The sequence below is a fragment of the Intrasporangium sp. genome, assembly GCF_035280925.1.
GTDB lineage: Bacteria > Actinomycetota > Actinomycetes > Actinomycetales > Dermatophilaceae > Intrasporangium.
On the sequence record NZ_DATEEY010000056.1, the window covers coordinates 1 to 24,783 of the forward strand.

29 protein-coding genes are annotated in these 24,783 nt (G+C 69.9%); 18 read left to right on the top strand and 11 right to left on the bottom strand.

What is annotated here, in order from left to right; genetic code table 11:
- Positions 1–81 precede the first annotated feature (81 nt).
- Both VJN29_RS05590 and VJN29_RS05595 read right to left on the bottom strand, forming a co-directional pair.
- On the bottom strand, positions 82–2,904 hold the full coding sequence (locus VJN29_RS05590) for a cation-translocating P-type ATPase (RefSeq protein ID WP_324142597.1): 2,823 nt from the start codon (positions 2,902–2,904) through the stop codon (positions 82–84).
- Entirely contained in the window at positions 2,901–3,563 is a 663-nt protein-coding gene (locus VJN29_RS05595; protein WP_324142598.1) for a methyltransferase domain-containing protein, read from the bottom strand. The genes VJN29_RS05590 and VJN29_RS05595 overlap by 4 nt, the downstream gene beginning before the upstream one ends.
- Positions 3,564–3,644: 81 nt before the next feature.
- Between VJN29_RS05595 and VJN29_RS05600 the strand changes: the two genes are divergently transcribed.
- Positions 3,645–3,848, top strand: coding sequence for a DUF4177 domain-containing protein (locus VJN29_RS05600; protein ID WP_324142599.1), 204 nt, complete (start codon positions 3,645–3,647; stop codon positions 3,846–3,848).
- 71 nt (positions 3,849–3,919) lie between these two features.
- Here the strand turns inward: VJN29_RS05600 and VJN29_RS05605 are convergent, their stop codons facing one another.
- On the bottom strand, positions 3,920–4,585 hold the full coding sequence (locus VJN29_RS05605; RefSeq protein ID WP_324142600.1) for a phosphodiesterase: 666 nt from the start codon (positions 4,583–4,585) through the stop codon (positions 3,920–3,922).
- Positions 4,586–4,843: 258 nt separating this feature from the next.
- Between VJN29_RS05605 and VJN29_RS05610 the strand changes: the two genes are divergently transcribed.
- Both VJN29_RS05610 and VJN29_RS05615 read left to right on the top strand, forming a co-directional pair.
- Positions 4,844–5,107, top strand: coding sequence for a metal-sensitive transcriptional regulator (locus VJN29_RS05610; RefSeq protein ID WP_324142601.1), 264 nt, complete (start codon positions 4,844–4,846; stop codon positions 5,105–5,107).
- 14 nt (positions 5,108–5,121) lie between these two features.
- The gene (locus VJN29_RS05615) at positions 5,122–5,505 is read left to right on the top strand and encodes a carboxymuconolactone decarboxylase family protein (RefSeq protein WP_324142602.1); all 384 of its coding nucleotides are present in this window, start codon (positions 5,122–5,124) and stop codon (positions 5,503–5,505) included.
- A 22-nt stretch (positions 5,506–5,527) separates the two neighbouring features.
- Here VJN29_RS05615 and folE read toward each other — a convergent pair whose 3' ends face one another.
- The gene (gene folE, locus VJN29_RS05620; RefSeq protein ID WP_324142603.1) at positions 5,528–6,184 is read right to left on the bottom strand and encodes a GTP cyclohydrolase I FolE; all 657 of its coding nucleotides are present in this window, start codon (positions 6,182–6,184) and stop codon (positions 5,528–5,530) included.
- A 229-nt stretch (positions 6,185–6,413) separates the two neighbouring features.
- On the opposite strand from folE, the gene VJN29_RS05625 reads away from it, so the two are divergent.
- Complete coding sequence (locus VJN29_RS05625; RefSeq protein WP_324142604.1) at positions 6,414–6,821, top strand: NINE protein; 408 nt, start codon at positions 6,414–6,416, stop codon at positions 6,819–6,821.
- Positions 6,822–6,830: 9 nt separating this feature from the next.
- On the opposite strand, the gene VJN29_RS05630 is transcribed toward VJN29_RS05625, so the two are convergent.
- Positions 6,831–7,865: a hypothetical protein gene (locus tag VJN29_RS05630; RefSeq protein ID WP_324142605.1), complete on the bottom strand. Its 1,035-nt coding sequence runs from the start codon at positions 7,863–7,865 to the stop codon at positions 6,831–6,833.
- Positions 7,866–8,017: 152 nt separating this feature from the next.
- Here VJN29_RS05630 and VJN29_RS05635 point away from each other — a divergent pair, with 152 nt between their 5' ends.
- The 5 genes from VJN29_RS05635 to VJN29_RS05655 all read left to right on the top strand — a co-directional run bounded on the left by VJN29_RS05635 (position 8,018) and on the right by VJN29_RS05655 (position 10,501).
- On the top strand, positions 8,018–8,380 hold the full coding sequence (locus tag VJN29_RS05635) for a hypothetical protein (RefSeq protein WP_324142606.1): 363 nt from the start codon (positions 8,018–8,020) through the stop codon (positions 8,378–8,380).
- Entirely contained in the window at positions 8,380–8,805 is a 426-nt protein-coding gene (locus VJN29_RS05640) for a MerR family transcriptional regulator (protein WP_324142607.1), read from the top strand. Before VJN29_RS05635 ends, VJN29_RS05640 begins: the two co-directional genes overlap by 1 nt.
- Before the next feature lie 159 nt (positions 8,806–8,964).
- Positions 8,965–9,375 carry a PRC-barrel domain containing protein gene (locus tag VJN29_RS05645; RefSeq protein ID WP_324142608.1) on the top strand — a complete coding sequence of 137 codons (411 nt, stop codon included), beginning with the start codon at positions 8,965–8,967 and terminating at the stop codon, positions 9,373–9,375.
- Between the two features lie 132 nt (positions 9,376–9,507).
- Positions 9,508–9,825: a hypothetical protein gene (locus tag VJN29_RS05650; RefSeq protein ID WP_324142609.1), complete on the top strand. Its 318-nt coding sequence runs from the start codon at positions 9,508–9,510 to the stop codon at positions 9,823–9,825.
- A gap of 76 nt (positions 9,826–9,901) precedes the next feature.
- The gene (locus VJN29_RS05655; RefSeq protein WP_324142610.1) at positions 9,902–10,501 is read left to right on the top strand and encodes a hypothetical protein; all 600 of its coding nucleotides are present in this window, start codon (positions 9,902–9,904) and stop codon (positions 10,499–10,501) included.
- 38 nt (positions 10,502–10,539) lie between these two features.
- Here VJN29_RS05655 and VJN29_RS05660 read toward each other — a convergent pair whose 3' ends face one another.
- From VJN29_RS05660 to VJN29_RS05670, 3 genes are all read right to left on the bottom strand, one after another.
- Positions 10,540–11,388, bottom strand: a complete 849-nt coding sequence (locus tag VJN29_RS05660) for an SMP-30/gluconolactonase/LRE family protein (protein WP_324142611.1) — start codon at positions 11,386–11,388, stop codon at positions 10,540–10,542.
- 76 nt (positions 11,389–11,464) lie between these two features.
- Complete coding sequence (locus VJN29_RS05665; protein WP_324142612.1) at positions 11,465–12,205, bottom strand: serine protease; 741 nt, start codon at positions 12,203–12,205, stop codon at positions 11,465–11,467.
- Position 12,206: 1 nt separating this feature from the next.
- The gene (locus tag VJN29_RS05670) at positions 12,207–12,815 is read right to left on the bottom strand and encodes a hypothetical protein (RefSeq protein ID WP_324142613.1); all 609 of its coding nucleotides are present in this window, start codon (positions 12,813–12,815) and stop codon (positions 12,207–12,209) included.
- 92 nt (positions 12,816–12,907) lie between these two features.
- Here VJN29_RS05670 and VJN29_RS05675 point away from each other — a divergent pair, with 92 nt between their 5' ends.
- The 3 genes from VJN29_RS05675 to VJN29_RS05685 all read left to right on the top strand — a co-directional run bounded on the left by VJN29_RS05675 (position 12,908) and on the right by VJN29_RS05685 (position 16,224).
- Positions 12,908–13,726 carry an adenylate/guanylate cyclase domain-containing protein gene (locus tag VJN29_RS05675; RefSeq protein ID WP_324142614.1) on the top strand — a complete coding sequence of 273 codons (819 nt, stop codon included), beginning with the start codon at positions 12,908–12,910 and terminating at the stop codon, positions 13,724–13,726.
- 4 nt (positions 13,727–13,730) lie between these two features.
- Positions 13,731–14,723 (top strand): ERCC4 domain-containing protein, encoded by a 993-nt coding sequence (locus VJN29_RS05680; protein ID WP_324142615.1) that lies wholly within the window; start codon positions 13,731–13,733, stop codon positions 14,721–14,723.
- 67 nt (positions 14,724–14,790) lie between these two features.
- The gene (locus VJN29_RS05685; protein ID WP_324142616.1) at positions 14,791–16,224 is read left to right on the top strand and encodes an esterase/lipase family protein; all 1,434 of its coding nucleotides are present in this window, start codon (positions 14,791–14,793) and stop codon (positions 16,222–16,224) included.
- A 21-nt stretch (positions 16,225–16,245) separates the two neighbouring features.
- Here VJN29_RS05685 and VJN29_RS05690 read toward each other — a convergent pair whose 3' ends face one another.
- Positions 16,246–16,770: a 2'-5' RNA ligase family protein gene (locus VJN29_RS05690; protein WP_324142617.1), complete on the bottom strand. Its 525-nt coding sequence runs from the start codon at positions 16,768–16,770 to the stop codon at positions 16,246–16,248.
- A gap of 159 nt (positions 16,771–16,929) precedes the next feature.
- Here VJN29_RS05690 and VJN29_RS05695 point away from each other — a divergent pair, with 159 nt between their 5' ends.
- The gene (locus tag VJN29_RS05695) at positions 16,930–17,442 is read left to right on the top strand and encodes a DoxX family protein (protein ID WP_324142618.1); all 513 of its coding nucleotides are present in this window, start codon (positions 16,930–16,932) and stop codon (positions 17,440–17,442) included.
- Between the two features lie 179 nt (positions 17,443–17,621).
- Positions 17,622–18,035 carry a hypothetical protein gene (locus VJN29_RS05700; RefSeq protein ID WP_324142619.1) on the top strand — a complete coding sequence of 138 codons (414 nt, stop codon included), beginning with the start codon at positions 17,622–17,624 and terminating at the stop codon, positions 18,033–18,035.
- A gap of 179 nt (positions 18,036–18,214) precedes the next feature.
- Here the strand turns inward: VJN29_RS05700 and VJN29_RS05705 are convergent, their stop codons facing one another.
- Complete coding sequence (locus VJN29_RS05705) at positions 18,215–19,180, bottom strand: zinc metalloprotease (RefSeq protein ID WP_324142620.1); 966 nt, start codon at positions 19,178–19,180, stop codon at positions 18,215–18,217.
- 495 nt (positions 19,181–19,675) lie between these two features.
- On the opposite strand from VJN29_RS05705, the gene VJN29_RS05710 reads away from it, so the two are divergent.
- The 4 genes from VJN29_RS05710 (at position 19,676) to VJN29_RS05725 (ending at position 23,360) form a co-directional block, all read left to right on the top strand.
- Positions 19,676–21,184, top strand: coding sequence for a long-chain fatty acid--CoA ligase (locus tag VJN29_RS05710; RefSeq protein WP_324142621.1), 1,509 nt, complete (start codon positions 19,676–19,678; stop codon positions 21,182–21,184).
- Between the two features lie 249 nt (positions 21,185–21,433).
- The gene (locus tag VJN29_RS05715; RefSeq protein WP_324142622.1) at positions 21,434–22,297 is read left to right on the top strand and encodes a hypothetical protein; all 864 of its coding nucleotides are present in this window, start codon (positions 21,434–21,436) and stop codon (positions 22,295–22,297) included.
- Complete coding sequence (locus tag VJN29_RS05720) at positions 22,294–22,743, top strand: phage holin family protein (RefSeq protein WP_324142623.1); 450 nt, start codon at positions 22,294–22,296, stop codon at positions 22,741–22,743. The genes VJN29_RS05715 and VJN29_RS05720 overlap by 4 nt, the downstream gene beginning before the upstream one ends.
- Complete coding sequence (locus VJN29_RS05725) at positions 22,740–23,360, top strand: DUF3618 domain-containing protein (RefSeq protein WP_324142624.1); 621 nt, start codon at positions 22,740–22,742, stop codon at positions 23,358–23,360. The genes VJN29_RS05720 and VJN29_RS05725 overlap by 4 nt, the downstream gene beginning before the upstream one ends.
- Positions 23,361–23,444: 84 nt before the next feature.
- Here VJN29_RS05725 and VJN29_RS05730 read toward each other — a convergent pair whose 3' ends face one another.
- Positions 23,445–24,734 carry an alpha-hydroxy-acid oxidizing protein gene (locus VJN29_RS05730; protein ID WP_324142625.1) on the bottom strand — a complete coding sequence of 430 codons (1,290 nt, stop codon included), beginning with the start codon at positions 24,732–24,734 and terminating at the stop codon, positions 23,445–23,447.
- Between the last annotated feature and the right edge of the window lie 49 nt (positions 24,735–24,783).

Genomic DNA, 24,783 nt, shown 5'->3' on the forward strand with positions numbered 1-24,783 from the left:
GAAAGGGACGGCGCGGCGCGAAGTGCACTCGACGAAAGGGACGGCGCGGCGCGAAGGGCACACTCGACGAAAGGGACGGTGTCAGCGGCGGCGGAGCCGCCGACGGACCAGCTTGGACAGCTCCTCGAGCCAGAGCACCACCGAGGCCATGCCAAGGCAGACGAGCCACTGCCCCGCGCTGAGCGCCGCGGTGCCAAAGGCCGTCTGCAGGAATGGGACGTGCACGACGAGGACCTGCAGGACGAGCGCGACGGCGATCGCCACCCAGAGCCAGTGGTTGCTCGTCAGGTGCCAGAAGGCGCTCGTCAGGTCGGACCGCGAGTTCAGGGCGTTGAACAGCTGGGCCAGGACCAGGGTCGTGAATCCGGCGGTCCGGGCGACCTCGAGCGACGACGTGCCTCCCGCCACCGGGCCCCCGGGGAGCATGATGTCGATCGTCAACAGGGTCACCGCCGCCATGACGAGGCCGATGAAGCCGATCCGGGCCCACATGGCTCGGTCGAGGATCCGGTCGGACTGGCGTCGGGGTGGCCGCGCCATGACGTCGTCGATCTCCGGGTCGACGCCCATGGCGAGCGCCGGTCCCGAGTCCGTCACGAGGTTGATCCAGAGGATCTGGGTCGCGAGGAGCGGGAGCACCATGTCGCCTGCCTGCCCGGCATCGGAGAGCCCGATCACGCCGGCGAGCACGACACCGAAGAACACCGTTGCGACCTCGCCGAGGTTGGACGAGAGCAGGTAGCGCAGGAACTTCTTGATGTTGTCGAAGATGACGCGGCCCTGGCGCACAGCGTCGACGATCGTCGCGTAGTTGTCGTCGCCGAGGATCATCCGGGACGACTCCTTGGTGACCTCGGTGCCGGTGATGCCCATCGCGATGCCGATGTCCGCCGACTTGAGGGCCGGGGCGTCATTGACGCCGTCGCCGGTCATCGCGACGACGAGGCCGTGGCTCTGGAGTGCGTCGACGATCCGGAGCTTGTGCTCGGGCGCGACCCGCGCGTAGACCGTCGTGTCGAGCACGGCGCGACGAAACTCCTCCTCATCCAGCGCGTCGATCTCCTCGCCGGACAGCGCCTGCTGGTCCGGGCTGGCGATGCCGAGGTCCTGGGCGATGCGCGTCGCCGTTCCGGGATGGTCGCCGGTGATCATCACGGTGCGGATACCGGCGCGATGGGCCTCGGAGACGGCATCGCGGGCCTCGACGCGCGGCGGGTCGATGATGCCGACGACACCGAGGAGCACGAGGGCGGACTCCGCGGACTCGTCGAGCGCGGGACCGGCCCCGTCCTGCTCGGCGATCGCGTCGCGACCGACGTCGCGGTAGGCGACGCCCAGCGTGCGGTACGCGTCCGTCGACAGCCCCTCGACGGCGCGGAGGAAGCCCCCGCGGTGGTCCTCGTCGAGCGGGACGACCTGGTTCCCCACGCGGACCCACTCGCAGTGCTCGAGCAGGACGTCCGGCGCGCCCTTGACGAAGAGGCGGTGCTGGTCGGCCTCGACATCGTGGCCGAGGATCGACATCATCTTGCGCTGTGAGGTGAAGGGAACCTCCGCCTCTCGCTCGTAGCTGGCCACGAGACCCTCGGCGTCGTCCAGCTTGCGCAGGGCCACGAGCAACGCCGCCTCGGTCGGATCACCCTGGATCGTCCACTCGCCGCCCTCCTCGAGCAGCTGCGCGTTGTTGGCGAGCGACCCGGCCGCGACGACGTTGCGCGCCTCGCGGAGCAGGTCCGGCTCGCTGCCGTCCGTTGGCCGGTACGTCGCCTCGCCCTCGGGGTGGTAGCCGATGCCGGACAGCTCGACGCGGCCGCTGGGAGTGATGATGCGGCTCAGCGTCATCTCGTTCCGGGTGAGGGTGCCCGTCTTGTCCGAGCAGATGACCGAGGCAGCGCCGAGGGTCTCGACCGAGTGGAGGTCCTTCATGACCGCGTTACGACGCGCCATGGCGCGGACGCCGATGGCGAGGACCACCGAGAGGATCGCGGGAAGCCCCTCGGGCACGGCGGCGACGGCGAGCGATACGCCGAGGAGCAGGATGGTGACCGCGTCGTCCGCGTCGTCGATGCCGTTCAGCACGGCGATCGCCGCCATGACGACGATCGCGATGCCGATGACGAGCAGGCCGAGCGTCTTCGAGACGGCTGCGATCTCCCGCTGGAGGGGCGAGGGTTCCTGCTCGGTCTGATCGAGCAGGTCGGCGATCCTGCCCATCTCCGTTTCCATGCCGGTGCCCGTGACGACGGCCCGCCCGACCCCCTGCACCACCGCAGTGCCGCGGTAGACCATGTTCCGGCGGTCCCCCAGCGAGGCCGGCGTGTCCAAGGGCTCGGGCGACTTCGAGGTCGAGGTCGACTCACCCGTGAGGGATGCCTCCTGCAGGCGCAGTGCGGAGGCGGACAGGAGGCGGGCGTCCGCCCCGACGGAGTCGCCCTCGGACAGGCTGAGCACGTCGCCGCGCACCAGGTCGTGAGCGGGGACGGTGAGCAGCCGCCCCTCCCGGACGACGGTCGACGTGGCTGCGGTCATCGACGCCAGGGCGGCGACGGCGCTCTCGGCCTTCGCCTCCTGGACGAGGCCGAGGATCGCGTTGGCGATGACGATGAGGGCAATGACGATCGCGTCGACCGGCAGGGACTCGCCTCCCTCGGCCAGCCAGGCCGCGAGAGAGATGACGATCGCAACGAGGAGCAGATAGACCAACGGATCCTGGAACTGGCTGAGTACCTTGCGCCACAAGGGAACCGGCGGTTTCGCCCGCAGCTCGTTCGGGCCGTCCACCTCCAGCCGGGCCTGCGCCTCCGCGTGAGACAGACCCGTCTCCTGGTCGACGCCCAGCCGTCCAACAACGTCGACGGCCGGCAGGAGCGTGGGATCCTCGACCTCGACCCCGCTGGTCGTCATGCCACCGTCCCCTCGACCGCGCGCGGTCCCGTGAGGACATGCCAGAAGGCGCCCTTGTGCACGTGCCGCGGCACGAAGCCACTCTCGTGCAGGACCGCCTCCATGACCTCCGGTGGGTGGGCGAAGGCGCGGTACTCGCGGCCCAGGATCCGCAGGACGACGTTCTCGACGGCGAGAGTCGCCACCGACCCGACGTGGCGCGGTGGGTGCGTCAGGACAACGGCCCGTCCAGCATGTCGCGCGGCAGCCCCGACCAGTCGCTCGACATCGGGGTAGCAGCACACGACCCGGTTCAGGACCACGAAGTCGTGCACGTCTGCGACACCAGCCTCGACCGCGATGTCGCCCAGCCGACGCGTCATCCGGCCCTTCAGCCCGGCTTCGGACGCGAGGGCCTCGGCGTCGGCGTCGTAGGCCGAGCTCAGCTCGAGATTCGTCGTCCTGGCTGCTCCACGTCGGAGCAGCTCGAGCTGGATCTCGCCGACGCCACCGCCGATCTCGAGCACAGTCGCCCCCTCGATGCCTTGGCCAACGAGCCAGTCGACGAGGCGCCCCGATGTCCGGTCCAGGCCGCGACGGCGATAGCGACTCGCGAGCTGGTGGGCCAGTCGAGGCCCGAAGACCTTGTCGCAACCCCTGGCGTCACAGCAACCGGCCATGCGTCGAGTATCCCCGATCCCCTCCGAGGCAGCCGCTGGGCCGACCTTGCCCAGAGATGGTTCGCGCGCAAGGGTGAGGTCATGGAGTACGAGTACAAGGTCGTCCAGCTTCGCGAGGGCCTCATCGGCGGGAAGATGTCGGACACCAAGCTGGAGAAGGCCCTCAACGAGCACGCGAAGGGTGGCTGGCAGCTCAGGGCCATCACATCGGTCGACGTCAAGGGGCGGGTTGGGCCCGGAGGGGTGGAGGGTCTCCTCATCACGTTCGAGCGCCCCAGGGCCTGACGCGAGCGCGAGCCCGCTCATACGACTTGAGGGTTGGCCGTATGCCGCTGGGCTCGGCCCCGCTGGCCGGCTCAGCGGATGCGGCGGCCGAGTCGACGCGCCAGGCGGTAGGCCGGCTGACGCAGTGCGGTGACCCAGGTGGGTGGCGACGTGCCCTCGAGCCGGCGCACGAGCGGATCGAAGCGCGGCGACGCCCCAGCCATCTCGGCACCGACCTCGATGATCCCCACGGGTGACCAGTCGGCGCCATCCAGCCCGACGCTCAGCTCGAACTCCTCGTGCGCGCGGCCGGCGAGCGGGCGTACGAGGAGCAGCAGCGACGACGTCCCCGCATGAACGGGCAGCAGGGTCGTCATCGGCTCGTCCATCGGGTGGCGAGTCACACGAAGCAGATGACGCCCGACCTGGCCGACGCCGGTGCTTGCGAAGAGCAGGTCCGCCGGGCCGCGGCCGGCGCCGGCATGCTCGATCCGAAGGGCGAAGCCGCCGATGTCCCACCACCCGTCCGGTGTGCTCAGCGCCCGCGACAGCCGCACGAGGCACTGGTGCTGACCGCGCTCGGAGAGCAGGCGCACTCCGGTGCCGACGGCCGGGGCGTCCACCCGGAGGACCGCATGGTGCGTGCGGCCCTTTGCGTGGAGCGGCTTGCGGCGGGTCAGCAACGCAATGGCGCCGAGGGTGCCGGCGAGCACTCCGCCAGCGGCCTTGGCGCCGGCCTGGGCTGGCGCGGTCGTCACGACAGGTCCATACCCCCCGGCGCACGCCCGTCACGCCAGAGGCCCTGCGGTCCTCCACGGCCCGCAGGACCCGTCTGACGAGGTCGACGACGTCGCGCTTCCCTCCAGCTCCATGGCACTCCTTGGCGGGACAGGCGCAGCTCGTCGGTGGCGTACCTCACACCACACGGCGGGCTCAGTGGGATGGCCACTATCCCCCCGGGGGGTTATGGTCGAAGGACCCGCCCGATCCGTTGTCGGCATGGCAGGAGTCAATCGATGCAGCTGGACGCAGAGGTGATGACCGCGATTGGCAACCGCACCAAGCGCGCTCACGGCCACTTGGGCAAGGTGGTCTCGATGATGGAGGACGGTGCTGACTGCCGGGACGTCGCGCTCCAGCTCTCCGCGGTCATCAAGGCCCTCCAGCGCACCGGCGTGGTGCTCGTGACGGACGGGATGAAGGCGTGCTTCGAGACCGGACGGGACCTCGAGGACACCGAGCTGAAGGAGCTGCAGAAGCTTCTGCTCACCCTGGCTTGACCACCATCCATCCGATGAAAGGCACAGCAATGACCGAGACCGTCGCCGTCGAGAACCACACCCACGGCAAGCAGGTGCTGCAGGACATCGCTCCCCTCAGCCGATCGCTGCGCCGGGCCATTCCCGACGTGTACGCAGGCTTCAGCGAGCTGCACAAGGCGGCCCTGGCGCCCGGCGTCCTCGACACGAGGACGAAGGAGCTCATCGCCCTGGCGATCGCCGTCAGCGAGGAGTGCGACGGCTGCATCGCCTCCCATGCCCGCGGTGCAGCGCGAGCAGGTGCTACCCGACAGGAGGTGGCCGAGGCCATCGGCGTGACCATCCTCATGTCGGGCGGTCCCGGGACCGTTTACGGCCCGCGCGCCTACGCCGCCTTCGAGGACTTCCTCGAGGACTGACCGGTTCGACGCCCAAGGGCGCTCAGAGCCGGCCCTTGGCCAGGGCAAGGAACTCCGCCCGGCTGGCCGGATCCTCCCGGAACCGGCCGTGCAGAGCGGACGTCACCGTCCGGGCGCCCTGCGCCCGGGCGCCCCGGACGCTCATGCACGTGTGCTCCGCCTCCACGACGACGCCGATCCCCTGGGGCTCGAGGAGCTCCCCGAGGTGGTCGGCGATCTCCTTCGTCAGGCGCTCCTGCGTCTGAGGGCGGCGGGCATGGAACTCGACCATCCGGGCGAGCTTCGACAGGCCGAGGATTCGATGCCCGGGGAGGTAGCCGACGTGTGCCACGCCGAGGAACGGCAGCATGTGGTGCTCGCACAGCGACCGGACCGGGATGTTCTCGACGAGGACCATCTCGTCGTAGCCGCCGTCGTTGGGGAAGGTCGTGAAATCGAACTCCGGAGCGCTCGTCATCTCGGCCAACGCGTGCGCCATGCGGCGTGGGGTGTCGGCCAGCGACTCGTCGCTCAGCTCGAGGCCCAGGCCCTCCAACAGACGGCGGGCACCCTCCTCGGCCGCGGCGAGGTCGACGTCGCGAACGGCCGGAACGATCCTGGGCCGCCAGCGACCCGGTACCTTCGAGAGCTCCGGCTCGGCCGGCAGGGGGATCGTCTGGGCAGTGGCCGGCGTCTGCATCGGTGACCTCGTCTCTAAAGTTGCGTTTGATTGATTTTAGAAGCCTCTCACGGCCGGCGTCAACCACTTCGCGAGACTGACCCGTCGATCGATCCGGACTGGGTCCTCGCCGCAATCGGGATCCTGTTCGCGTGAGGTTGCCGAGGAGCGCTAGCGTGGTCGGTGCCAGGGGGGATCTGGTGCTCGCCTCCGCTGCGCCACCACACCATGCACCACCGACGGAGGAACGATGTCGACGCCTGAGCCACAGCCAGACCAGCAGCCCGCCCAAGCCAACCCGCCCGCCGGCTGGTACCCGGACCCGGAAGGAAAGCCGATGTCCCGCTACTGGGACGGCGCGGCCTGGACGGAGCAGCTCGCACCCCTCAACACGGCTGGTCCGGGACAGATCGGAACCCATTACACCGTGGACGCAACGGGGCAGCCGGTCAGCCCGAGCTCGCGCCTCGCCGCGACGTTGCTGTGCTTCTTCCTCGGCGTCCTCGGCGTGCACCGGTTCTATGTCGGCAAGGTCGGTACGGGGCTGCTCCAGCTCGTCACCTTGGGCGGGCTCGGCGTCTGGGCCCTCATCGACCTGGTCATGATCATCGTGGGTGCCTTCCGCGACAAGCAGGACCGGCTCCTGATCAACTGGTGACCTGCTGCGTCACGCGAGCGGCTCGGGTCGGCCCACCTCGGGCCGCGGGATGTCGATGAAGGGCTGGATCGCGATCCCGTGGTCGACCTCTCTCATGCCGAGCTCATAGGCTGCGGTGCCACGTGCCCGGAGCACGAGCTCGTCCCGTCCGGCTCCCACGACCCGGACCTCGATGTCGGCGATGGAGCAGTTGACGACGTCATGGGTGTTGCCGTTCGGATCCGCATAGCTCCATCCGACGAAGCGCTCCCGCGGGGCCGCGACCTCGACGTGGACGGAGACGTTGTCTGGCCCGCCGAGCGACAGCCGCGCGCCGGCGGGCTGCTCGGCAACCTTCGTCCTGTGGACACGGTTGACACCACCGAGGGGCAACCGCTCGCCGCGGATCGAGATCGCGCCGCCGGCCACCCAGGGACCCAGCACCGGCCCCAGCTTCACCCGACCGAGGACGACGTCGATCCAGGTGTCGTCGCCTGACCCGTCGAAGTGCAGGCCGTGCACCCAGATCCACCGCTCAGCGTGCTGGGAACCCCAGTTGTGGCCAACCATCCCGGGCCAACCGTCGAGGTCATGGTGCTGGCCGTCGATGCTCACCGAGCCCGTGAAGCGGGCGAAGGGGTGCAGGCTGACGGGCTTGGTCCTGGGCAGCGGCGCGGTGTACAGCCTCGACTGGGTCAGGTGCTCGAGTCGCGGCTCGCCGGTGAAGGTGAGATCCCACTGCGCTCCGGGGCGGTTGTCGGCATGACCGATGGCCCCGACCGCCCTCCCCTCACCGAACGTGGCGCCGCCCACCTCCAGGCGGGGCCCAGCCGCGCCGTCGGCCGCCTCCGGTCCGGGAACCGTGAGCTTCGTGGCGGTCGGCCCATCGGTCGCGTCGAACCAGGTCAGCCACAGCGAGCCGGTCGGCTGCTCGCCCGGGGCGACACGGACGGTGTACCGCAACCAGACACCCCGACCACCCTCCGGTGCCGCCGCGCGCAGGTAGAAGCTCTCGTAGCCCGCCGTCATGCCGGTGAACCGCGCCACCGCGGCGCCCGCGTCCATGTCGTGAGCGTACAAGCGGCAGTGTGCCGTTGGGCTGGTTTGCCCCACAGCCGGCCAAGGGTTGCAATCCGTACCTGCATACGGGTTTACCGTGAAGGGGTGGCGCCGGCGATCGGCGCGGCCCCTCCACGGGATCGAGCGAGGAGACAAACATGTGTGAACTGCCTGCCAGGGTGGCCGAGGCCTGCACTCTCCCGACCGCGGAGCGGCCCACCCGCTCCGCCGAGTGGGGCGCCATCTTCCGCGAGGTGCTGTCAACGGACTCCCTTGGCGCCCAACGGGGCCGACTCGCCTTCCGGGAGGACGCCGCCCTCGAGACGTGGGTCCGCGACCTGGTGTCGAAGGAGACCGCGTGCTGCAGCTTCTTCACGTTCGAGTTCGGCGAGGGAGTGGACGCGGCTGGCGCCCAGACCATGACGCTCGACGTCAGCGTGCCGCCGTCACGGTCGGCCGTTCTCCACGCGTTCCTGGGCTGGGCAGAGGACGTGCGAACGGGACGGGTGCGGGTGGCGTGATGCGCGCCGGAGCGGTTGCCGCGGCGGCGGGGGTGAACCTCGAGAGCCTGCGCTACTACGAGGGGCGAGGCCTGTTGCCGAAGCCGGATCGCAGTCTTGGCGGCCACCGCATCTACCCACCAGAGACGGTCACCACCCTGCGGGTGATCAAGGCCGCGCAACGGCTCGGGTTCACGCTCGACGAGATCTCGGACCTGCTGACGGTCGGACGGCACCATCACGGCACCGGACGCCGTCCAGCCGGGCTGCAAGCCCTCGCCAGGGACAAGCTCGTCGAGGTGGAGGCCCGGGTCGCCGACCTGGTCACCATCCGGGATCGCCTGGTCGCGGCCATGGACGCGGGCTGCGACGACCTGACGGAGTGTGCGGGCACTGAAAGGTGCCCCATCCCGTTCGGACCCATCGCGGACTCAGCGGTCCCATAGCGGCGAATCAGCAGGCCACACAAGGCAACCGACACCAAACTCTGGCTCCGTTGGGAGCCAGCTCAGCGGCATACGGCAGCGTGCGGCTCGTCGTCGTTAGGCCCCTCGTCGCCCGGGTAGTGGCACCAGTCACGCACCGCACAAGGGAAGGAGCTGCGCATGACTGCCCAGAACTGGGATCCCTGGAACTACCGGGAGAACATCTACTCAGGCCGTGACCGTGACGTCACCAGCGACCTGGCGGAGGACACGACGGGTCGGCAGCACGACCTCGTCGGCTTCCGCGTCGAGGCGACCGACGGCTCGATCGGGAAGGTCGACGGCGCGACCGACGAGGTGGGCTCGAGCTACATCGTCGTGGACACCGGGCCGTGGATCTTCGGCCGCAAGGTGATGCTGCCCGCCGGCACGGTCGACCGGGTCGACTGGGATGACCAGGCGGTCTACGTCGGCCGCAGCAAGGACGAGATCAAGGACTCGCCGGAGCTCGGCGAGACCGGCTGGGACGACCCCGACTACCGGGACCGTCTCGGCGGGTACTACAGCGACTACTACGGACCTCGGGTCTGATCGCTGTGGGGTAACGGACGGGTGGCGTGTCGGCCGAGGGCCGGCGCGCCGCTCTCCTGTGGGAACGGTCGGGACCTTCGGACCTTTTGACCGCTCCTCGGTCAGCCAGACTGGTGCCGAGGAGGTGGTCCCATGACCACGTGGCGCGGTAGGTTTGCTCGTCTTGCAGTGGGGGTCGTCCTCGTTGCGGCGCTGGCGGGTTGCGCGGCTGCGGGCAACCCGGTGGCGAGCCCCAGCTCCGAGGTCGGCTTCTGGCTCGGCCTCTGGCACGGATTCATCACGCCGGTGACCTTCATCGTGTCGCTGTTCAACGACAGCGTCGGCATCTACGAGGTGCGCAACAACGGCGCCTGGTATGACTTCGGGTTCATGTTGGGTGTCTCGACCGTCTTCGGTTCCGTGCTCGGTGGCTCGAGCGCGGCCCGATCAGCCCGGCGGCACGACCAGTGACCGTTGCATTGGCGGGTGTAGCGCTCGCACACTGCTCCGCTGGTCGGAGCAGTCCGCGAGCAGGCAGAATCGAGGGATGAGCGAGACGGGCGAGGACCGGTTCGTCAACCCGACAGTGGGCAGGAAGTACTGGGTCAAGCACGCGTACGACACCCTCGTCGAGACGGCCAGCCGCTACAACGCCGTGATCACGTACGGCGACCTCGCGGAGGAGGTGCAGCGCCGGTCCGGACTTCACACGACCACCCCGCTGCGCAGCTGGGTCGGCGACCTGCTCAAGATGATCGCCCAGGCCAACCACCTCCGTGACGAGCCGGCCCTGACCGCCCTCGTCGTGCACAAGCACGACGGGCGGGTCGGCGCCGGGTACGACGAGGTCCTGAGGCTTGCCGGCCGACCGCCGATCGCCGACGAGCTCGAGCGCGAGAACCAGGCTGCGGCGGCACGGCTCGAGTGCTACCGGCGCTGGTGCGACGACGTGCCAGAGGATGCGCGGCCGACCCCGGCAACCCATACGCGCCCAGTTCCGGCCGCAACGTCGGGCCGCTCTGCATCGAGGGCAGCACCGACGCCGTCGCGGGCAACACCGAGGTCTCGTGAGGAGCGACGCGGGGGCATCTGCCCCACCTGCTTCATGGAGATGCCGGTCGCAGGTCCCTGCCCCAACTGCAGCTGACGTCCAACCAGCCTCGCAGGCGAGACCAAGCGACCTCGTCAGCTGGAGGCCGCAGGCGCGGGAGCCGCTGTCGCGAACACCGCCCCATCCCAGTTCGTATGAGTCGCCAGGCCCTCGAAGTCCGGCCAGCTGGCCGCAACGACGAACAACGTCGGCCGCCCGGCACGCCATCCCAGCGCGCAGGCGAAGGCACCACGGTCGAGCTCCACCACGTCGAGGCGTTCCCCGCCTTCGGCCACGCGGACGCAGACCTGGCCGGACACGTCCGCGTACCAGATCGCCCCGTCGGCGTCGGCGCAGATGCCGTCGGGGTGGTGGCCGGGTGTCTCCGCCCAGATACGGCGGTTCTCGAGCGACCCGTCGGCGGCCACCTCGAATGCCGTGAGCCGGCCACGGTAGGACTCCGCGACGACGAGGGTCCGGCCGCCATCGAGCATCGTCATGCCGTTCGGGAAGTCGAGGTCCGCCGCCACCACTCTGGCCCGCCCGTCCGGCGTCGCCAGGGCAACGAAGCCCGGTGCTGGCTCACCGGTGGCAGTCACCGTGCCGAAGTCGCAGTTGATGTTGTTCACGTACGCGTTGCCTCGCCCATCGATGACGATGTCGTTGCTGCCGTAGCTGGACAGGTGTGCCAGGCCGGCGTGGTCGACCAGTTCCCCGTCGTCGAGTCGCAGCAGCGAGGCACGAGGTCCCGAGGCAAGGACGAGGCCTCCATCGGGGAGGAAGTCGAAGCACAGCGGCATCGAGGGATGGGTGACCACCGTCCGGCACGTGCCGTCGGCGTCGATGGTGTTGATTCGCCCTGCGGTCCAGTCGGCGAACCAGAGGCGGTCGTCATGCCAGCGCGGGGACTCCACGAGTCCGTGGCCGCTCGTGAGAAGGTGCACGGCTGTTCCTTTCGTCGGCGAGCTCCGTGCGAGCTCTCACCTCCTACACGAACGGCGGCGCGCGAGATCGACCGGGTCACTCGTCGCAGTCGGTCTCGTCGGTGAAGGACTCCGGCTCGCCGAGCACGTCCTTGAGCACCTCGATGGGCACGGCGTAGTTGCGGCCCGGCCCGGTGGAGGCATACACCACGCCGACGAGCTCGCCCGTGATGTCGACGAGCGGGCTGCCCGAGCTGCCGTGCTCCACGGGCGCAGAGTTGAGCAGCATGGGGAGATGGGACCTCGCGACGGGGTCCTCCCGATAGCCGAGCACCTCCCCGTTCGTGGTGGTCAGCGGTCCGCCCGATGGGTACCCGATGGCCGTGACCGTTTGTCCCACTTCGGGATTCGCCGGCGCGAGCGTGATCGAGGCCGGGAGCTTCTCCTTCGTCCGCACGATCGCGAGATCGGCGACCGTCGCGGCACCGGACGTGCGCACGTCGATGTCCTTCCCGTCGAAGGTGCTCACCTCGAGCGTCGTGGCGCCTGCCACCACGTGACGGTTCGTCACCAGCACCTGGTCGCCGATGGCGAAGCCGGAGCCCGTGCGGACCCCGCCGCAGCCGATGTTGCGGATCCGCAGGGCGGCGCGTTCGAGCTCGGTGAACCCCTCGGCCGTCGCCTCCCCCGCCTCGAGGTCGAGCGACTGCGACGGCACCGCGGGCAGGGCCGTGGCCACGGGAGCCTCCGGCGGTGCGACCGGCGCGAGGTCACCGCAGGCAGCCGACGACGCGAGGACGAGAACCACTCCGGCGACGGCGCGGACCGAACGCCGCATCTCAGTCCCCCTCCAGCCAGCTGACGAACGCGTCACTGGCCTCCTGCGCCCGGTCACACCCCTGGTTGATCTCCTCGGCCACCCCGAGGACGACGGACATCTCGTAGCTGTCGATGTCGAGCAGGTACTCCTGCAGCTCCTGGAGGCCCGCGACGCACCGGTCGAGCTGGAGCGCGACGTTGCGAGACCGCTCGACGGCCGAGCCGAGCACGCCGACGGTGTCGGCCGCCTGCGCCTTCTCGTCGGCAAGGTCCCGGATCCGGTCCGAGGCGTCGTCGTACTGCTCGGTGACCTCCTGCAGCGCGCTCTTCGTCTGGGCGAGCGCCGCCTGCGAGGCGTCGAGCAGCCCCTGAACCTGCTGCCGCTGTGCCGTCATGTCAGCCAGCTCGGCCGCCCGCTGCTCGGCCGTCGCCTTCCACTCCCGGGAGGAGTTGTTGGTGTAGGCGTATGCCGCTGAGGCGGCTCCCAGCGCCAGCACGAGCAGGCACGTGGTCGCGATCAACGCGATGCGCGTGCGGTCACGATGCCGAACCGGAGGCGTCGACACGTAGGGCGGGACGAACGGTTCGGGCTCCGGGTCCGCCGGGAAGATGTCGATGGAGTCGCCCACACCGGACATCGTCGCTCAGTCCGGGCCGGTACGTCCGCTGATTCCCGGTGGAACCATGATCGGGGTCGCCGGCTCGGGCGTACATTCGGTCCATGGGTGGGTCGATCCCGAAGTTGACGCCCGAGGAGATACGCCGTTACATGATGGGCGAGTCCGCGGGTCTGGTGGAGCACCGCCGCCTGTTCAAGCGCATCCCCGCCGAGCCGCGCTGCAAGCTGTGCCTGGTGCCGTTCGGCGGCATCGGGGGCGCTGCGTTCCGGGTCCGGGGCTTCGGCCGCTCGTCCAACCCGATGCTCTGCAACAAGTGCACCGTCGAGCTCGAGAAGAACGGCCTGACCGGGGTCGAGATCCCGTGCACCCTGCTGTTCTCCGACGTACGGGGCTCGACGGCGCTGGCCGAGAAGATACGGCCAACGGAGTTCCACACCTTCCTCGACCGCTTCTACAGGCTCGCGACCCGGGCCGTCGTCGACCACGACGGCATCGTCGACAAGCTCGTCGGCGACGAGGTGATCGGCCTGTTCTTCGGCGGGATCAGCGGTCCAGACCACGCCGGAGCCGGTATCCGCGCGGCCCTCGACCTGGCGGACAAGGCCGCCGGCCCCAAGGCGACCCCCATGGGACCGATCCCGGTCGGCACGGCCGTGCACACCGGCGACGCCTTCGTCGGCGCGACCGGGCTGCACGGCTCGGTCGAGGACTTCACCGCCCTCGGCGACGCCGTGAACACGACGGCCCGGCTGGCCTCGGCGGCCGGCCCCGGCGAGGTCCTCGTCAGCAGCGCGTCGGCCGAGGCCGCCCACCTGGCCGTGGAGCCGGAAGAGCACCGGGTCGTGGGGATCCGGGGTCGCACGGAGCCGATCGAGGTCATCGTCCTGCGCGTTGCCCGGCCGGTCCCTGCGGCAGACTGAGGGCGTGCCTGACGACTTCCTCGTGGCCCGGAACCCGGAGGCGGACAGCTCCCTGCCCTACCTCGTGCGGATCCCGCTCGGGCGGGAGGGGGTGGTGCTCAAGGCGCGAGAGACCTGGCCACGCACGAGCAAGGTCTACTGCCACCGCGCCGACGGGTGGCCCACGGACGCGGAGATCGTCGAACGCGTGCCCACCCGCGTCTGCACGAGCCGCGGCGCCGCCATCGACCTCGTCCTCGACCGCGGCCGGGAGAACCGGTCGCAGTTCGTGCTCGCGCGGGCCAAGGGGCGGCAGGTCATCTTCTGGCAGACGCCGCGCACGGCCAAGCAGGCCCGGCCCAACGTCCGGATTCCCACGGCGCGGCCGCGCACGGCCGACGAGGGGCCCGGCACGGCGCCGTCCGAGCCGGAGATCATCGTCGACTCCCACGAGCGCTACGCATGGAGGTTCAGCCACCAGCAGGCGACCACCCGCAGGCGGTCACTCCCCGTCGGCGACTACGCGGTGGAACTTGCCGGGCAGCTCGTGGCCGCGGTCGAGCGCAAGTCACTGCAGGACCTGTCCTCGAGCCTGCTGAACGGGAAGCTGAGGTACGCGCTCGCCGAGCTCAGCGGCATACGGCATGGGGCAGTGGTGGTGGAGGACAAGTACTCGCGCGTGTTCTCGCTCAAGCACGTGCGACCGTCAGCGGTGGCCGACGCCATCGCCGAGTGCCAGGCGAGGTACCCGACGGTGCCCATCGTGTTCTGCGAGACTCGGGCCCTGGCGCAGGAGTGGACCTACCGGTTCCTGGCAGCCGCGCTGCTCGAGGCGAGACTCGAGCTGGGCGCAGAGCCGCACCTCTACGACCTCGAGCCCGCCGGACCAGTGCCACCGCGCGAGCCGACGACGGCCGAGGTCCGCGCGTGGGCCCTCGCGGCGGGTCTCCCGGTGAGCGACCGAGGCCGGCTCCGTCCGGAGACCTGGGAGGCCTACCGGGCGACGCTCGATCCTTGACCGAACCGGTCACATCCGGGCGCATCCCGTGCCACCGTTGGTCCATGGGGCCACATGGGGGAACGAGATGAACAACGAGGACGTGGTCGTCGTCCTGCCCGGCATCATGGGCAGCACGCTCGGGGTGCGCGGCAAGGATGGGTCTCCGGCCTCGGACAACCTCTTCTGGGCGCCGTCAGGCGGGGCGGTCTGGAAGCTGTTGACCCGACGCAACAGCGTCCTCGACCACCAGCTGCCGGAGGGTATCGGTGACTCCCACCCCGACGACGGCGTGGAACCGGTGAGCCTGATGCCGGACGTCCACGCGATCCCCGGGATCTGGACGCCGCTCAAGGGCTATGACGTCCTCGTCAACCATCTGCGGTCGCTCGGCTACCACGAGGCGACTGGCGACCGCCCCGCGAACCTCGTTCTCGCGGCGTACGACTGGCGCCTGTCCAACCGCTACAACGGCCAGCGCCTCGCGACCATCGTGGAACCGGCCCTCGAACGCTGGCGCGCCCAGGGCGGGCGGTATGCAGACGCGCGAGTCGTCTTCGTGTGCCACTCCATGGGGGGTCTCGTCGCGCGCTGGTACATCGAGAGATGCGGGGGCCATGAGGTGACCCGCAAGCTCATCACCCTGGGCACGCCATGGCGGGGTGCGACCAACGCGATCGAACAGCTCGTCAACGGCGTCCGGAAGGGTGTCGGGCCGCTGTCCATCAACCTCACCAGCTTTGCCCGCAGCCTCCCCTCGCTGCACCAGCTGATGCCCGAGTTCGCTTGCATCACCGAAGGATCCGGATTCCTCAAAACCACCGAGACGTCCGTGCCGGAGCTGTACACCGCGATGGTCAAGGACGCGATGGCCTTCCACACCGACCTGCAGGAGAGCGAGCGCAGCCGGGCGGACAGCCGGGCGATCGCGCACCTCGTCGTCGGGATCCGCCAGCCGACGAACACCACGGTCCGGCTGGCCAACGGGCGGGCCACGGTCTCGGAGTCGTTCGGGTCGGAGAACGACTACGGCGACGGCACCGTCCCACTGACCGGGGCCATCGGGCACGACGAGCGCCTGGACACCAACATCGCGGTGCGCGTGCCCGAGAACCACAGCGCCCTGCAGTGCAGCCGCTTCGTGCTCGACCAGGTCCAGGAGCTGCTCACCGCCTCGCCGGTGCGTCGTCGCGACCTGTCGAGCGTCAGCGTCCGCGCCAGGGTGCCGGACCTCGTCGTCGAGGGCGAGCCGCTCACGGTGGACGTCGACACCGAGGTCGACGCCGACGCGGGCCCACTCGGGGCCGGTGCGCCGTCCTCGCTGGCGGTCACGGTCAGCACCGAGAGAGGGAAGGTCATCGCCCGAGAGGTCGTCACGCTCGGCGCCGACGGCTCCGGCCGAGCGTCGTTCGAGGAGCTGCCACCCGGTACGCACACCGTGGCAGTCTCCGGCACCAACCCTGGTGCCGGCGTCCGCACGGTCACGTCGTCGGCGATGGTGTGGCCGACCATGCCCGCCTGAGCCGGATCACCCATGCCAACGTCAAGGCACGCCGGGCAGCGGCCACGTCTGCCCGGTGGAGCTGTCGACCAGGGCCGCCCGGTTGACCGTGCCGGTCAGCGGCAGGATGTCGGCCACCTCCTTGACGACGATCGCGAGCGAGGCCCCCGTCGCGCGGGTCGCCAGCGAGACGTGCGGCACCCAGCGGCCTGAGCCATAGTGGCGGTGGAGCACGGCGCCGGCCTCGATGACGGCCGCTGCGACCGCCTCCTGCCGTGCCGCCACGTCGGCCGGGACTGCCGGTGCGAGTGCAGCGCGCCCACGCGGAAACGCCACGGTGCCTTGGAAGCTCACCTCAAAGCCACCCTTGTCCGGCAGGTCCTCCATGACTGTGCGGACGAGACCCACGTCCCACTCGAGGAGAACCGCGTAGGAGAGGTGCGGCAGGTGCCTCCCATGGGTGTGTGACTCGAGAGTCCGAATACCTCTCTGCTCCAGCCGAGCCCACAGCTCACGGATCAGCCGGTCGGTCCGCGGGTCGAAGAGGAGGCACACAGCCAGAGCCATCCTCTTAGCCTCCCACGCACTCACACACCGGGTCACACCTTGGCAAACCGGGCGGATTCGGGCTGGGTACGAGCACTCATCCTCAGGCCATCGCGTATCTCTCCGCCCCCTCACCCCCCTGTGCTGTCGACGCCAACACCACTCCCAAGGAGAATCACCATGTCGCAGTATGTCGCCGACCGTCCCGGTCGTCAGTTCCACCTCCCGACGCCAGCTCTCGCGACCGCCCTCGGACGGCTCCACGCCCTCCTCGAGCGCTGCAGCATCTCCCTTCTTCGCATCAGTCTCGGGCTCGTCTTCCTGGGCTTCGGTATCCTCAAGTTCTTCCCGGGCCTCAGCCCGGCGGAGGACATCGCCGCGGCCACGATCGAGCGCCTCACCTTCGGTCTCATCGCAGGCGACCACGCAGTCCTCGTGACAGCGATCGTCGAGACCTTCATCGGGCTCACGCTGGTCACCGGCCGATTCGTCCGCCTCGGCCTCATCGTCCTCACCGGAGCACTGGTCGGCATCATGTCGCCGCTCGTCCTCTTCACCGACCAGCTCTTCCCGCACGGCCCCTCGCTCATGGGCCAGTACGTCGTCAAGGACATCGTCCTCGCGGCCGGCGCCATGGTCGTGGCCGCCTACGCCCTCGGTTCGCGCCTCCACACCGAGGACGACCAGGACTGAGCCGGCCGCGAGGTCGCCATCCATGCGAAGCCGGCTGAGCGGCATACGGATTGGTCCGTATGCCGCTCAGCTCACTCAAGTCGGCACGGGCGGCTGGCGCTGGTGCTGGGGTCCACGAACGACCCGTGCTGCCGATGACCCCGAGAGCCCGAGCTGCCGCCCACGAGAGAGACGGATCGATGTCCAACGCAACCCAGTACGACGCGCCCTGGGACTTCACCCGCCAGCGCGACACGCACCGCTTCCCACCGGCCACCTACCTGCGGCCAGAGGTCGCCCGCGCGGAGCGAACGCACGCGGAGCAGATGCTCAAGGCGGTCAACGACGCGGCCTCGGTCCGGGTCGGCCTGGCCGGCGGGCTCACCGTCGGCCTGCTCATCGCCGTCGCCGTCGTGTCCCTCGGCCACGACGAGCTGACTCGCAGCGTCGTCGTCAAGCTGGCCATCCTCGGCGGAGCGCTCCTCGTCGTGGTCACCGCGCTCATGGGCCTCATCAGCCGTCACACCGCGATCTCCGCCGCGCTCTCCGAGCGGGTCCGTCACGACGAGTCCCGGCTCGCCCGGCTCGAGGCGGCGGGGGCCGCTCGACCTTGACCCTGCATGGAGGCCAGGGCCAGGGGCGAGCACTTCGGGTCCGAACCAATGTCCCGCATCTCGCCCCGCCCATGTGGTTCTGGTCCGAAGTTGTTTGATGGTGACCGCGTACCGGGGACGCACGGATGCCGCCCACCCGGGTGAGCGGCATCCGTGAGGGGACGATCAGGCGACTCCGGTCAGCCGTTGCCGCCGGCCCGGAACGCCAGCCAGCCGTCACTCATGCGCTCGGCCTGGCCCTCCGTGAACATGTTCATGCACTCGTCCTGCGTGTAGTCCATGAAGTTGTGGATCGGGTCGAGCCCCGGGGCGGCACAGCTGTCCGCACCGACGGGGCAGTTGAACTGCGGGTGGGCCTCCTTCGGCGTGTCGGCCACGAAGTCGCCCGACGCGGAGCACCCGTTGTTGAACGTGTGGTGCAGCATCAGCCAGTGGCCCACCTCGTGCGTCAGCGTGTCGCCGAAGGCGTACTTGCCCGCCGTGCCACCCGGCATCGACTCGTCGAGGATCACGACGCCGTCGATGAAGTCGCGGCCGATGTTGTAGTCCTTGGGGAAGTACGCCCACCCGAGCAGTCCGGCGCCGATGTTCGCGGAGTAGACGTTGAGCGTCTCCGAGTCGCCCTCGTGGAGAGACTTCTTCATGTCCCGCTCGACCTTGCCGGGAACGGCCTCGTACCACGCGTCGTTGACGACCCAGTTGATCTTGCTCAGCTCGAAGCGGAACGGCGTGTCCGCGGCGCCGGGCGCCGTGGCGCCGGAGAACGAGTCGTTGAGGACGGCCATCTGGTCCTCGATCATCGACTCGAACCGGTCCTTCTCCTGCGCGCTGAGCTCGTGGTCGGAGATCGAGTGGAAGACGGTCTCGATGGTGACCGATCCGTTGGCGAGGCGGGGGGCGTCTGGTAGGGCGCCGTAGGCCTTGGCCTCGTTGTCGGGGAAGAGCTTCGGCTCCGTGGCGGTGCTGCCGTCCCGGACGCGAGCCAGGTCGGCGAAGCCGCCCTCCTCGCACTCCGCGACAGCGGGTGAGCCGGCGCCTGGGTCGGCCGGGGCAGCGGACACGACCGGCGTCGAGCCGCTGACGACGAGGGCGGCGGCAGCGACCGTGCCGAGCAGGGCGAGCCGCGCATGGGTGTTTCTCAGCATCGTTGTTGGGACCTTTCGGAAGCGCTCGTGGCAGGACGCTGTGACGTTACTCGGGATCCTCGGCGTGTGGGCGTTTGCGAGGCGCGCGATCTGCAGCCGCTCCGCCCGGCCCTGACGCGCCCATCACCTCGGCCAGCACCGTCCGGGCCCGGTCCACGTCGAGGTCCCTCGATCCGGGCCGCCTGCACCGCACGCACCGTGCGGGCCGCTGCCGCCTGGACCCGAAGCCGGCCCAGCGGCATACGGCATGGGTGTGCGAGACGAAAAGGGAGCCCGGCTCGTGAACGAGCCGGGCTCCAGTGGCGGTTACACGTACCACAACGGGCCAGCCGCCGAAGTTCTCGGCACCCTCTCTGCGTCCAGCCAGGGCAACCTCCGCGAGGTTAGCGGCGCCGGCCCCCGTCCCGCTGCGACGTTGACCGGATCGTGACCATTCCGTCGTGGTTTCGCTGCATGATGGCTTCGGTACCCGCCGGTCCGTGCAAAGGAGCGCTCATGACCAATCTCGCCAACAATCTCGTCGCCACCGCGCAGCGGCTGCCGGACAGGACCGGCATCAAGCTCGACCAGGCCGAGGTGACGTGGGCGCAGCTCCACGGCGCGGCGGCGAAGGTGGCCGGGCAGCTGCGCGCGGCCGGCCTGGAGCCGGGCGACCGCGTCTCGCTCATCCTGCCGAACGTGCCCGCCTACCCCGTGCTCTTCTACGGGACCCTGCTCGCCGGCGGCATCGTCGTGCCGATGAACCCGCTGCTCAAGAGCGGCGAGATCTCGTACTACTACCAGGACGCGGGCACGAAGTTCTCCTTCGTGTGGCCCGACTTCGGCGAGGAGGCCCGCAAGGCTGCCCAGATCGCGGCCATCGAGGGGGTCGGCACCAAGGTCATCGAGTGCACGCCGATGGGGCCGGTGACGGGGGCCCTGCCGGACGCCGAGCCGGTGACCCAGCCGGTCGACCGCGCCGACGACGACACCGCGGTGATCCTCTACACGTCGGGCACGACGGGCAAGCCGAAGGGCGCCGAGCTGACGCACTTCAACCTGCACCGGAACGCCGAGCGGTCGGCCACGGACATCATGGAGATGACCGAGGACGACGTCATCATGGGCTGTCTGCCCCTCTTCCACGTCTTCGGGCTGACCTGCGGGCTCAACACGAGCGTGTTGCGCGGCTGCACCCTGACCCTGATCCCGCGCTTCGACCCGGCGAAGGCGCTCGAGGTCGTCGGGCGCGACCAGGTGACGATCTTCCAGGGCGTGCCGACGATGTACGCCGCGATGCTCAACCACCCCGACGCCGAGACGGCCGAGACGGCCAGTCTGCGCACCTGCGTCTCCGGCGGATCGGCGCTGCCCGAGGCCGTGATGCGCAACTTCGAGAAGACGTTCGACGCCCAGATCCTCGAGGGGTACGGCCTCTCCGAGACGTCACCGGTCGCGTCGTTCAACATGCCGGACCGGCCGACCAAGCCGGGCACCATCGGGTGCGCCATCCCCGGCTGCGAGATGAAGCTCGTCAACCTCGACGGCACCGACACGGCGCCCGGCGAGATCGGTGAGATCGCGATCCGCGGCGAGAACGTCATGAAGGGCTACTGGCGGCGGCCCGAGGCCACCGCCGAGGCGATCCCGGACGGCTGGTTCCGCACCGGGGACCTCGCGACGGTCGACGAGGACGGGTACTACACGATCGTCGACCGCAAGAAGGACCTCATCATCCGCGGCGGCATGAACGTCTACCCGCGCGAGGTGGAGGAGGTGCTCTACACGCACCCCGACGTCCTCGAGGCCGCCGTGGTCGGGGTCCCGGACGAGACGCTGGGCGAGGAGATCGGTGCCGCCGTGGCACTGCGACCGGGGTCGTCGACGACGCTGGACGAGGTCCAGGAGTACGTCAAGGAGCGGATCGCGGCGTACAAGTACCCGCGCCGGATCTGGGAGCTGGACGAGCTGCCGAAGGGCCCGACGGGCAAGATCCTGCGCCGCGAGGTGCGTCCGCCCACCTGAATCAGGTCATGTCGTGCCTGACGGTGAAAGGCCGCCTTCCCTCGCGGGTGGGCGGCCTTTCACACATCCGGAGGTATGCCGCTGAGCTCGGTCCGCGTCCCGCGTGTCCTGGCGCTGCTGTGGGCCTGGTGGTCGTTATCGGTTCGCCGCTCGGGGTAGTGGAGCGGGAGCACTCGAAGCCTTCAGAGGTGTGGGCAGTCGAGCTTCTCTGGCGCGGTGGACGACGCCACGCCGACGATAGGAGGACACATGTCCCAGCACACCAACGGACCGACGTCCGGCAGCCTGCAGGACACGGGCCTACCGGAGACAGGCACGACCAGCTCAACGCCGGGCTCCCTGACGAGCTCGACCACCGCCGGCTCGACCGGTTACACCGACTACACCGGCTCCAGCGGAGCGACCGGATCGACCGGATCGACCGGCTCGACCGGCTCCACGACGCAGGCGGCCAAGCAGGCCACTCGGGAGACCGCCGAGACGGCAAAGGGCGAGGCCCGCAACCTGGCCGAGACGGCCAAGAGCGAGCTCGGCAACGTCACCTCCACGACGACCCACCAGGTGCGCCGGCTGGTGGACCAGTCCCGCTCCGAGCTGACGGAGCAGGCGCGGTCACAGCAGCAGCGGCTCACCACCAACCTGCGCACGCTGACTGACGAGCTCGACTCGATGGCACGCCAGGGCGACCAGCAGGGTGTCGCGCATGACCTGGTCCGTCAGGTCTCACAGCAGGCCCGGTCGCTCGGGGACTGGCTCGAGGGCCGCGAGCCCGGAGACGTGGTCGACGAGGTCAAGCGGTTCGCGCGGCGGAAGCCCGGAACATTCCTCGCGGTCGCGGCCGGTCTCGGCTTCCTGTCCGGCCGCATGACGCGTGGCCTCAAGGCGGCGTCGGACGACGAGGACTCGCCGGAGTACCGCGCCACCGGCTACACCGCCTATGGCACCGCGACGTATCCGACGGAGAGGACCGGCATGCCCGGGTCGACCGGGATGACGAGCACCACCGGCGCGACCGGCGTCACCGAGACGGTCATGGACGGCCCCCTCACCACGACCGGCACGACGGCGACCTACCCGGCGTCGACCGAGTCCGCGCGAGGTGACGCCCGATGATCGAGGTGCCCGGCGCGCGCGAGGCGCCACGTCACCAGCTGCACGAGAGGTCCGAGGACCTCCCGGGCGAGCCCCTCGGCAATCTCGGCGACGTCGTTTCCGACATCGCCAAGGACATGTCGACTCTCGTCCGGCAGGAGACCGAGCTCGCCAAGGCGGAGCTGCGCGAGTCGGCGAAACGGGTCGGCAAGGGGTCCGGGCTGCTGGGCGGCGCCGGGCTGGCCGGCTGGTTCGTCCTGCTCTTCCTGTCGGTCGCCCTGTGGTGGGCGATCGGCGACGCCCTGGGCCTCGGCTGGTCCGCCCTCATCGTGGCAGCCATCTGGGCCATCATCGCGGCCGTCCTCTACTCGATGGGCCGCAGCGAGCTCAAGCGGGTCCAAGGCATGCCCAAGACGGCCGAGACGGCCAAGCACATACCTGAAGCCATGAAGGGAAATGAGTCATGACCGACTACGAGACCGAGAGACTGCGCACCGAGGTGGAGCGCACCCGTCAGGAGCTGAGCGACGACGTCAACCGGCTTGGGGCCACCGTCTCGCCGAGCAACATCGCCGAGCGACAGAAGGCGAAGGTGAGCCAGCGGGTGTCCGGGTGGAAGAACCGGGTCATGGGCGTCGCCGAAGATGCCAAGGAGTCGACGATGGGCGCGGCCCACGGTGTCGCCGACACCGGACACTCAGCTGTCGACAGCGTCCAGGGGGGCGCGCACGACATGAAGGTCAAGGCGCGCCAGCAGACGCAGGGCAACCCCCTCGCGGCGGGCGTGGTCGCATTGGCCGCTGGCTGGCTGGTGGGGTCGATCCTGCCGGCGTCCGAGAAGGAGAAGCAGGCGGCGACTGCGGTCAAGGAGCAGGCGCAGCCGCTCGTGGAGCAGGCCAAGACGGAGGTGAAGGACGCCGGGAGCGAGATGGCCGAGCACCTGAAGCAGCCGGTGCAGGAGGCCGTCGAGGAGGTCAAGACGACGGCGAGCGACTCCGCGCAGGAGCTGAAGTCGCAGACCCAGAGCTCGGCGGAGTCGGTCAGGACTGAGGCGCAGCAACAGGCGCAGGACGTCAAGCGCTGAGGCACACCGTCGATGGCCTTGTGGGCCATGGTCGGCTTAGTGGGCTGAGTGGGCTCAGTGGGCCGAGTGGGCTCGGCCTCGGGATCAGGACCTGTCCTGCCCGAGGCCGAGCTCACGTATCTCGGCGATGGTTCGCGCACCGGTGAGCGCCATGGTGAGGTCCAGCTCAGCGAGCAGGTACTCCATGACGGCCCGGGCGCCGGCGCCGCCGCCGACCCCGAGCCCGTAGACCCAGGGTCGTCCGACGAGGACCGCGTCGGCTCCCAGGGCGAGCGCCTTGTAGATGTCGGCCCCACTCCGGATGCCGCTGTCGAAGAGGACGGGCACCCGTTGCCCGTTCTCGCGGACGACCTCCGGCAGCGCACGGAGGGACGCGACGGCCCCGTCGACCTGGCGCCCGCCGTGGTTCGAGACGATCAGCCCGTCGACACCATGGTCGATCGCCTTGGCCGCATCGGCTGCGTGCTGGATCCCCTTGAGCAAGACGGGCAGCCGGGTGTGTTCTCGCAGTGAGGCGAGGTCGTCCCACGTGAGCGACGGCCGGGAGAAGACCTCGAGAAAGGTCTCGACGGCTGCGCGGGGCAGGGGCGACCTGAGGTTCTCCCTGAGGCTGCCCGGCCAGTGCCGCGCCATGGAGACGGCAGCTGAAACCGCTGACCTCGTCGGGCGGGGCGTGGGCTCGGCAGGAGCCACCGGACCCGCCACCCGCTGCTCGACGAGACGGCGGAAGACCGGGTCACTGATGTACTGCGCGATGCCCTCGGCACGAGTGAAGGGCAGGCTGCCGAGGTCGAGGTCCATGGTCCGCCAGCCGAGCGTGTGCGTGTCGAGCGTGATGACGATGGCATCGCTGCCGATGGCCTCGGCCCGGCGCACCAGCGACGCGACGAGGTCGTCGTTGCTGCTCCAGTAGAGCTGGAACCACCGCGGGCAGCTCCCCAGCGTGGCGGCTGTCTCCTCCATCGGACTGGAGCCCTGGGTCGAGATGACGACCGGGAGGCCGAGCTCGCGCACACCCTCGGCGAGCTCGACATCGGCTCGCGAGTGGACGAGCTCGAGGGCGCCGATCGGCGCCAGGAGGAGGGGAGCCGGGAGCCGCCGACCGAGCAGCTCTGTCCCGAGGTCCCGCGAGGAGACGTCGACGAGCATGCGGGGAACGATCGGATGGTCGTCGAAGGCGGCCCGGTTCGCCGCATCCGTGCGGTGCTGGCCCGCGCTGCCCGCGACGTAGGCCCACGCGCGTGCGCTCAGCTTCTTCCGGGCGGCCCGCTCAAGCGCGCTCGGCTCCACAGGCGCCGCCGGTAGCCGCCCGAAGAGTCCCTCTCGATAGATCCGGCTCTGGACGCGCCGTCCGACGCTCTCCTGCTCGCTCATGCGGTCAAGAATGCACCCCACGTCCCCGATCGAGTGAACAACTTTCGGC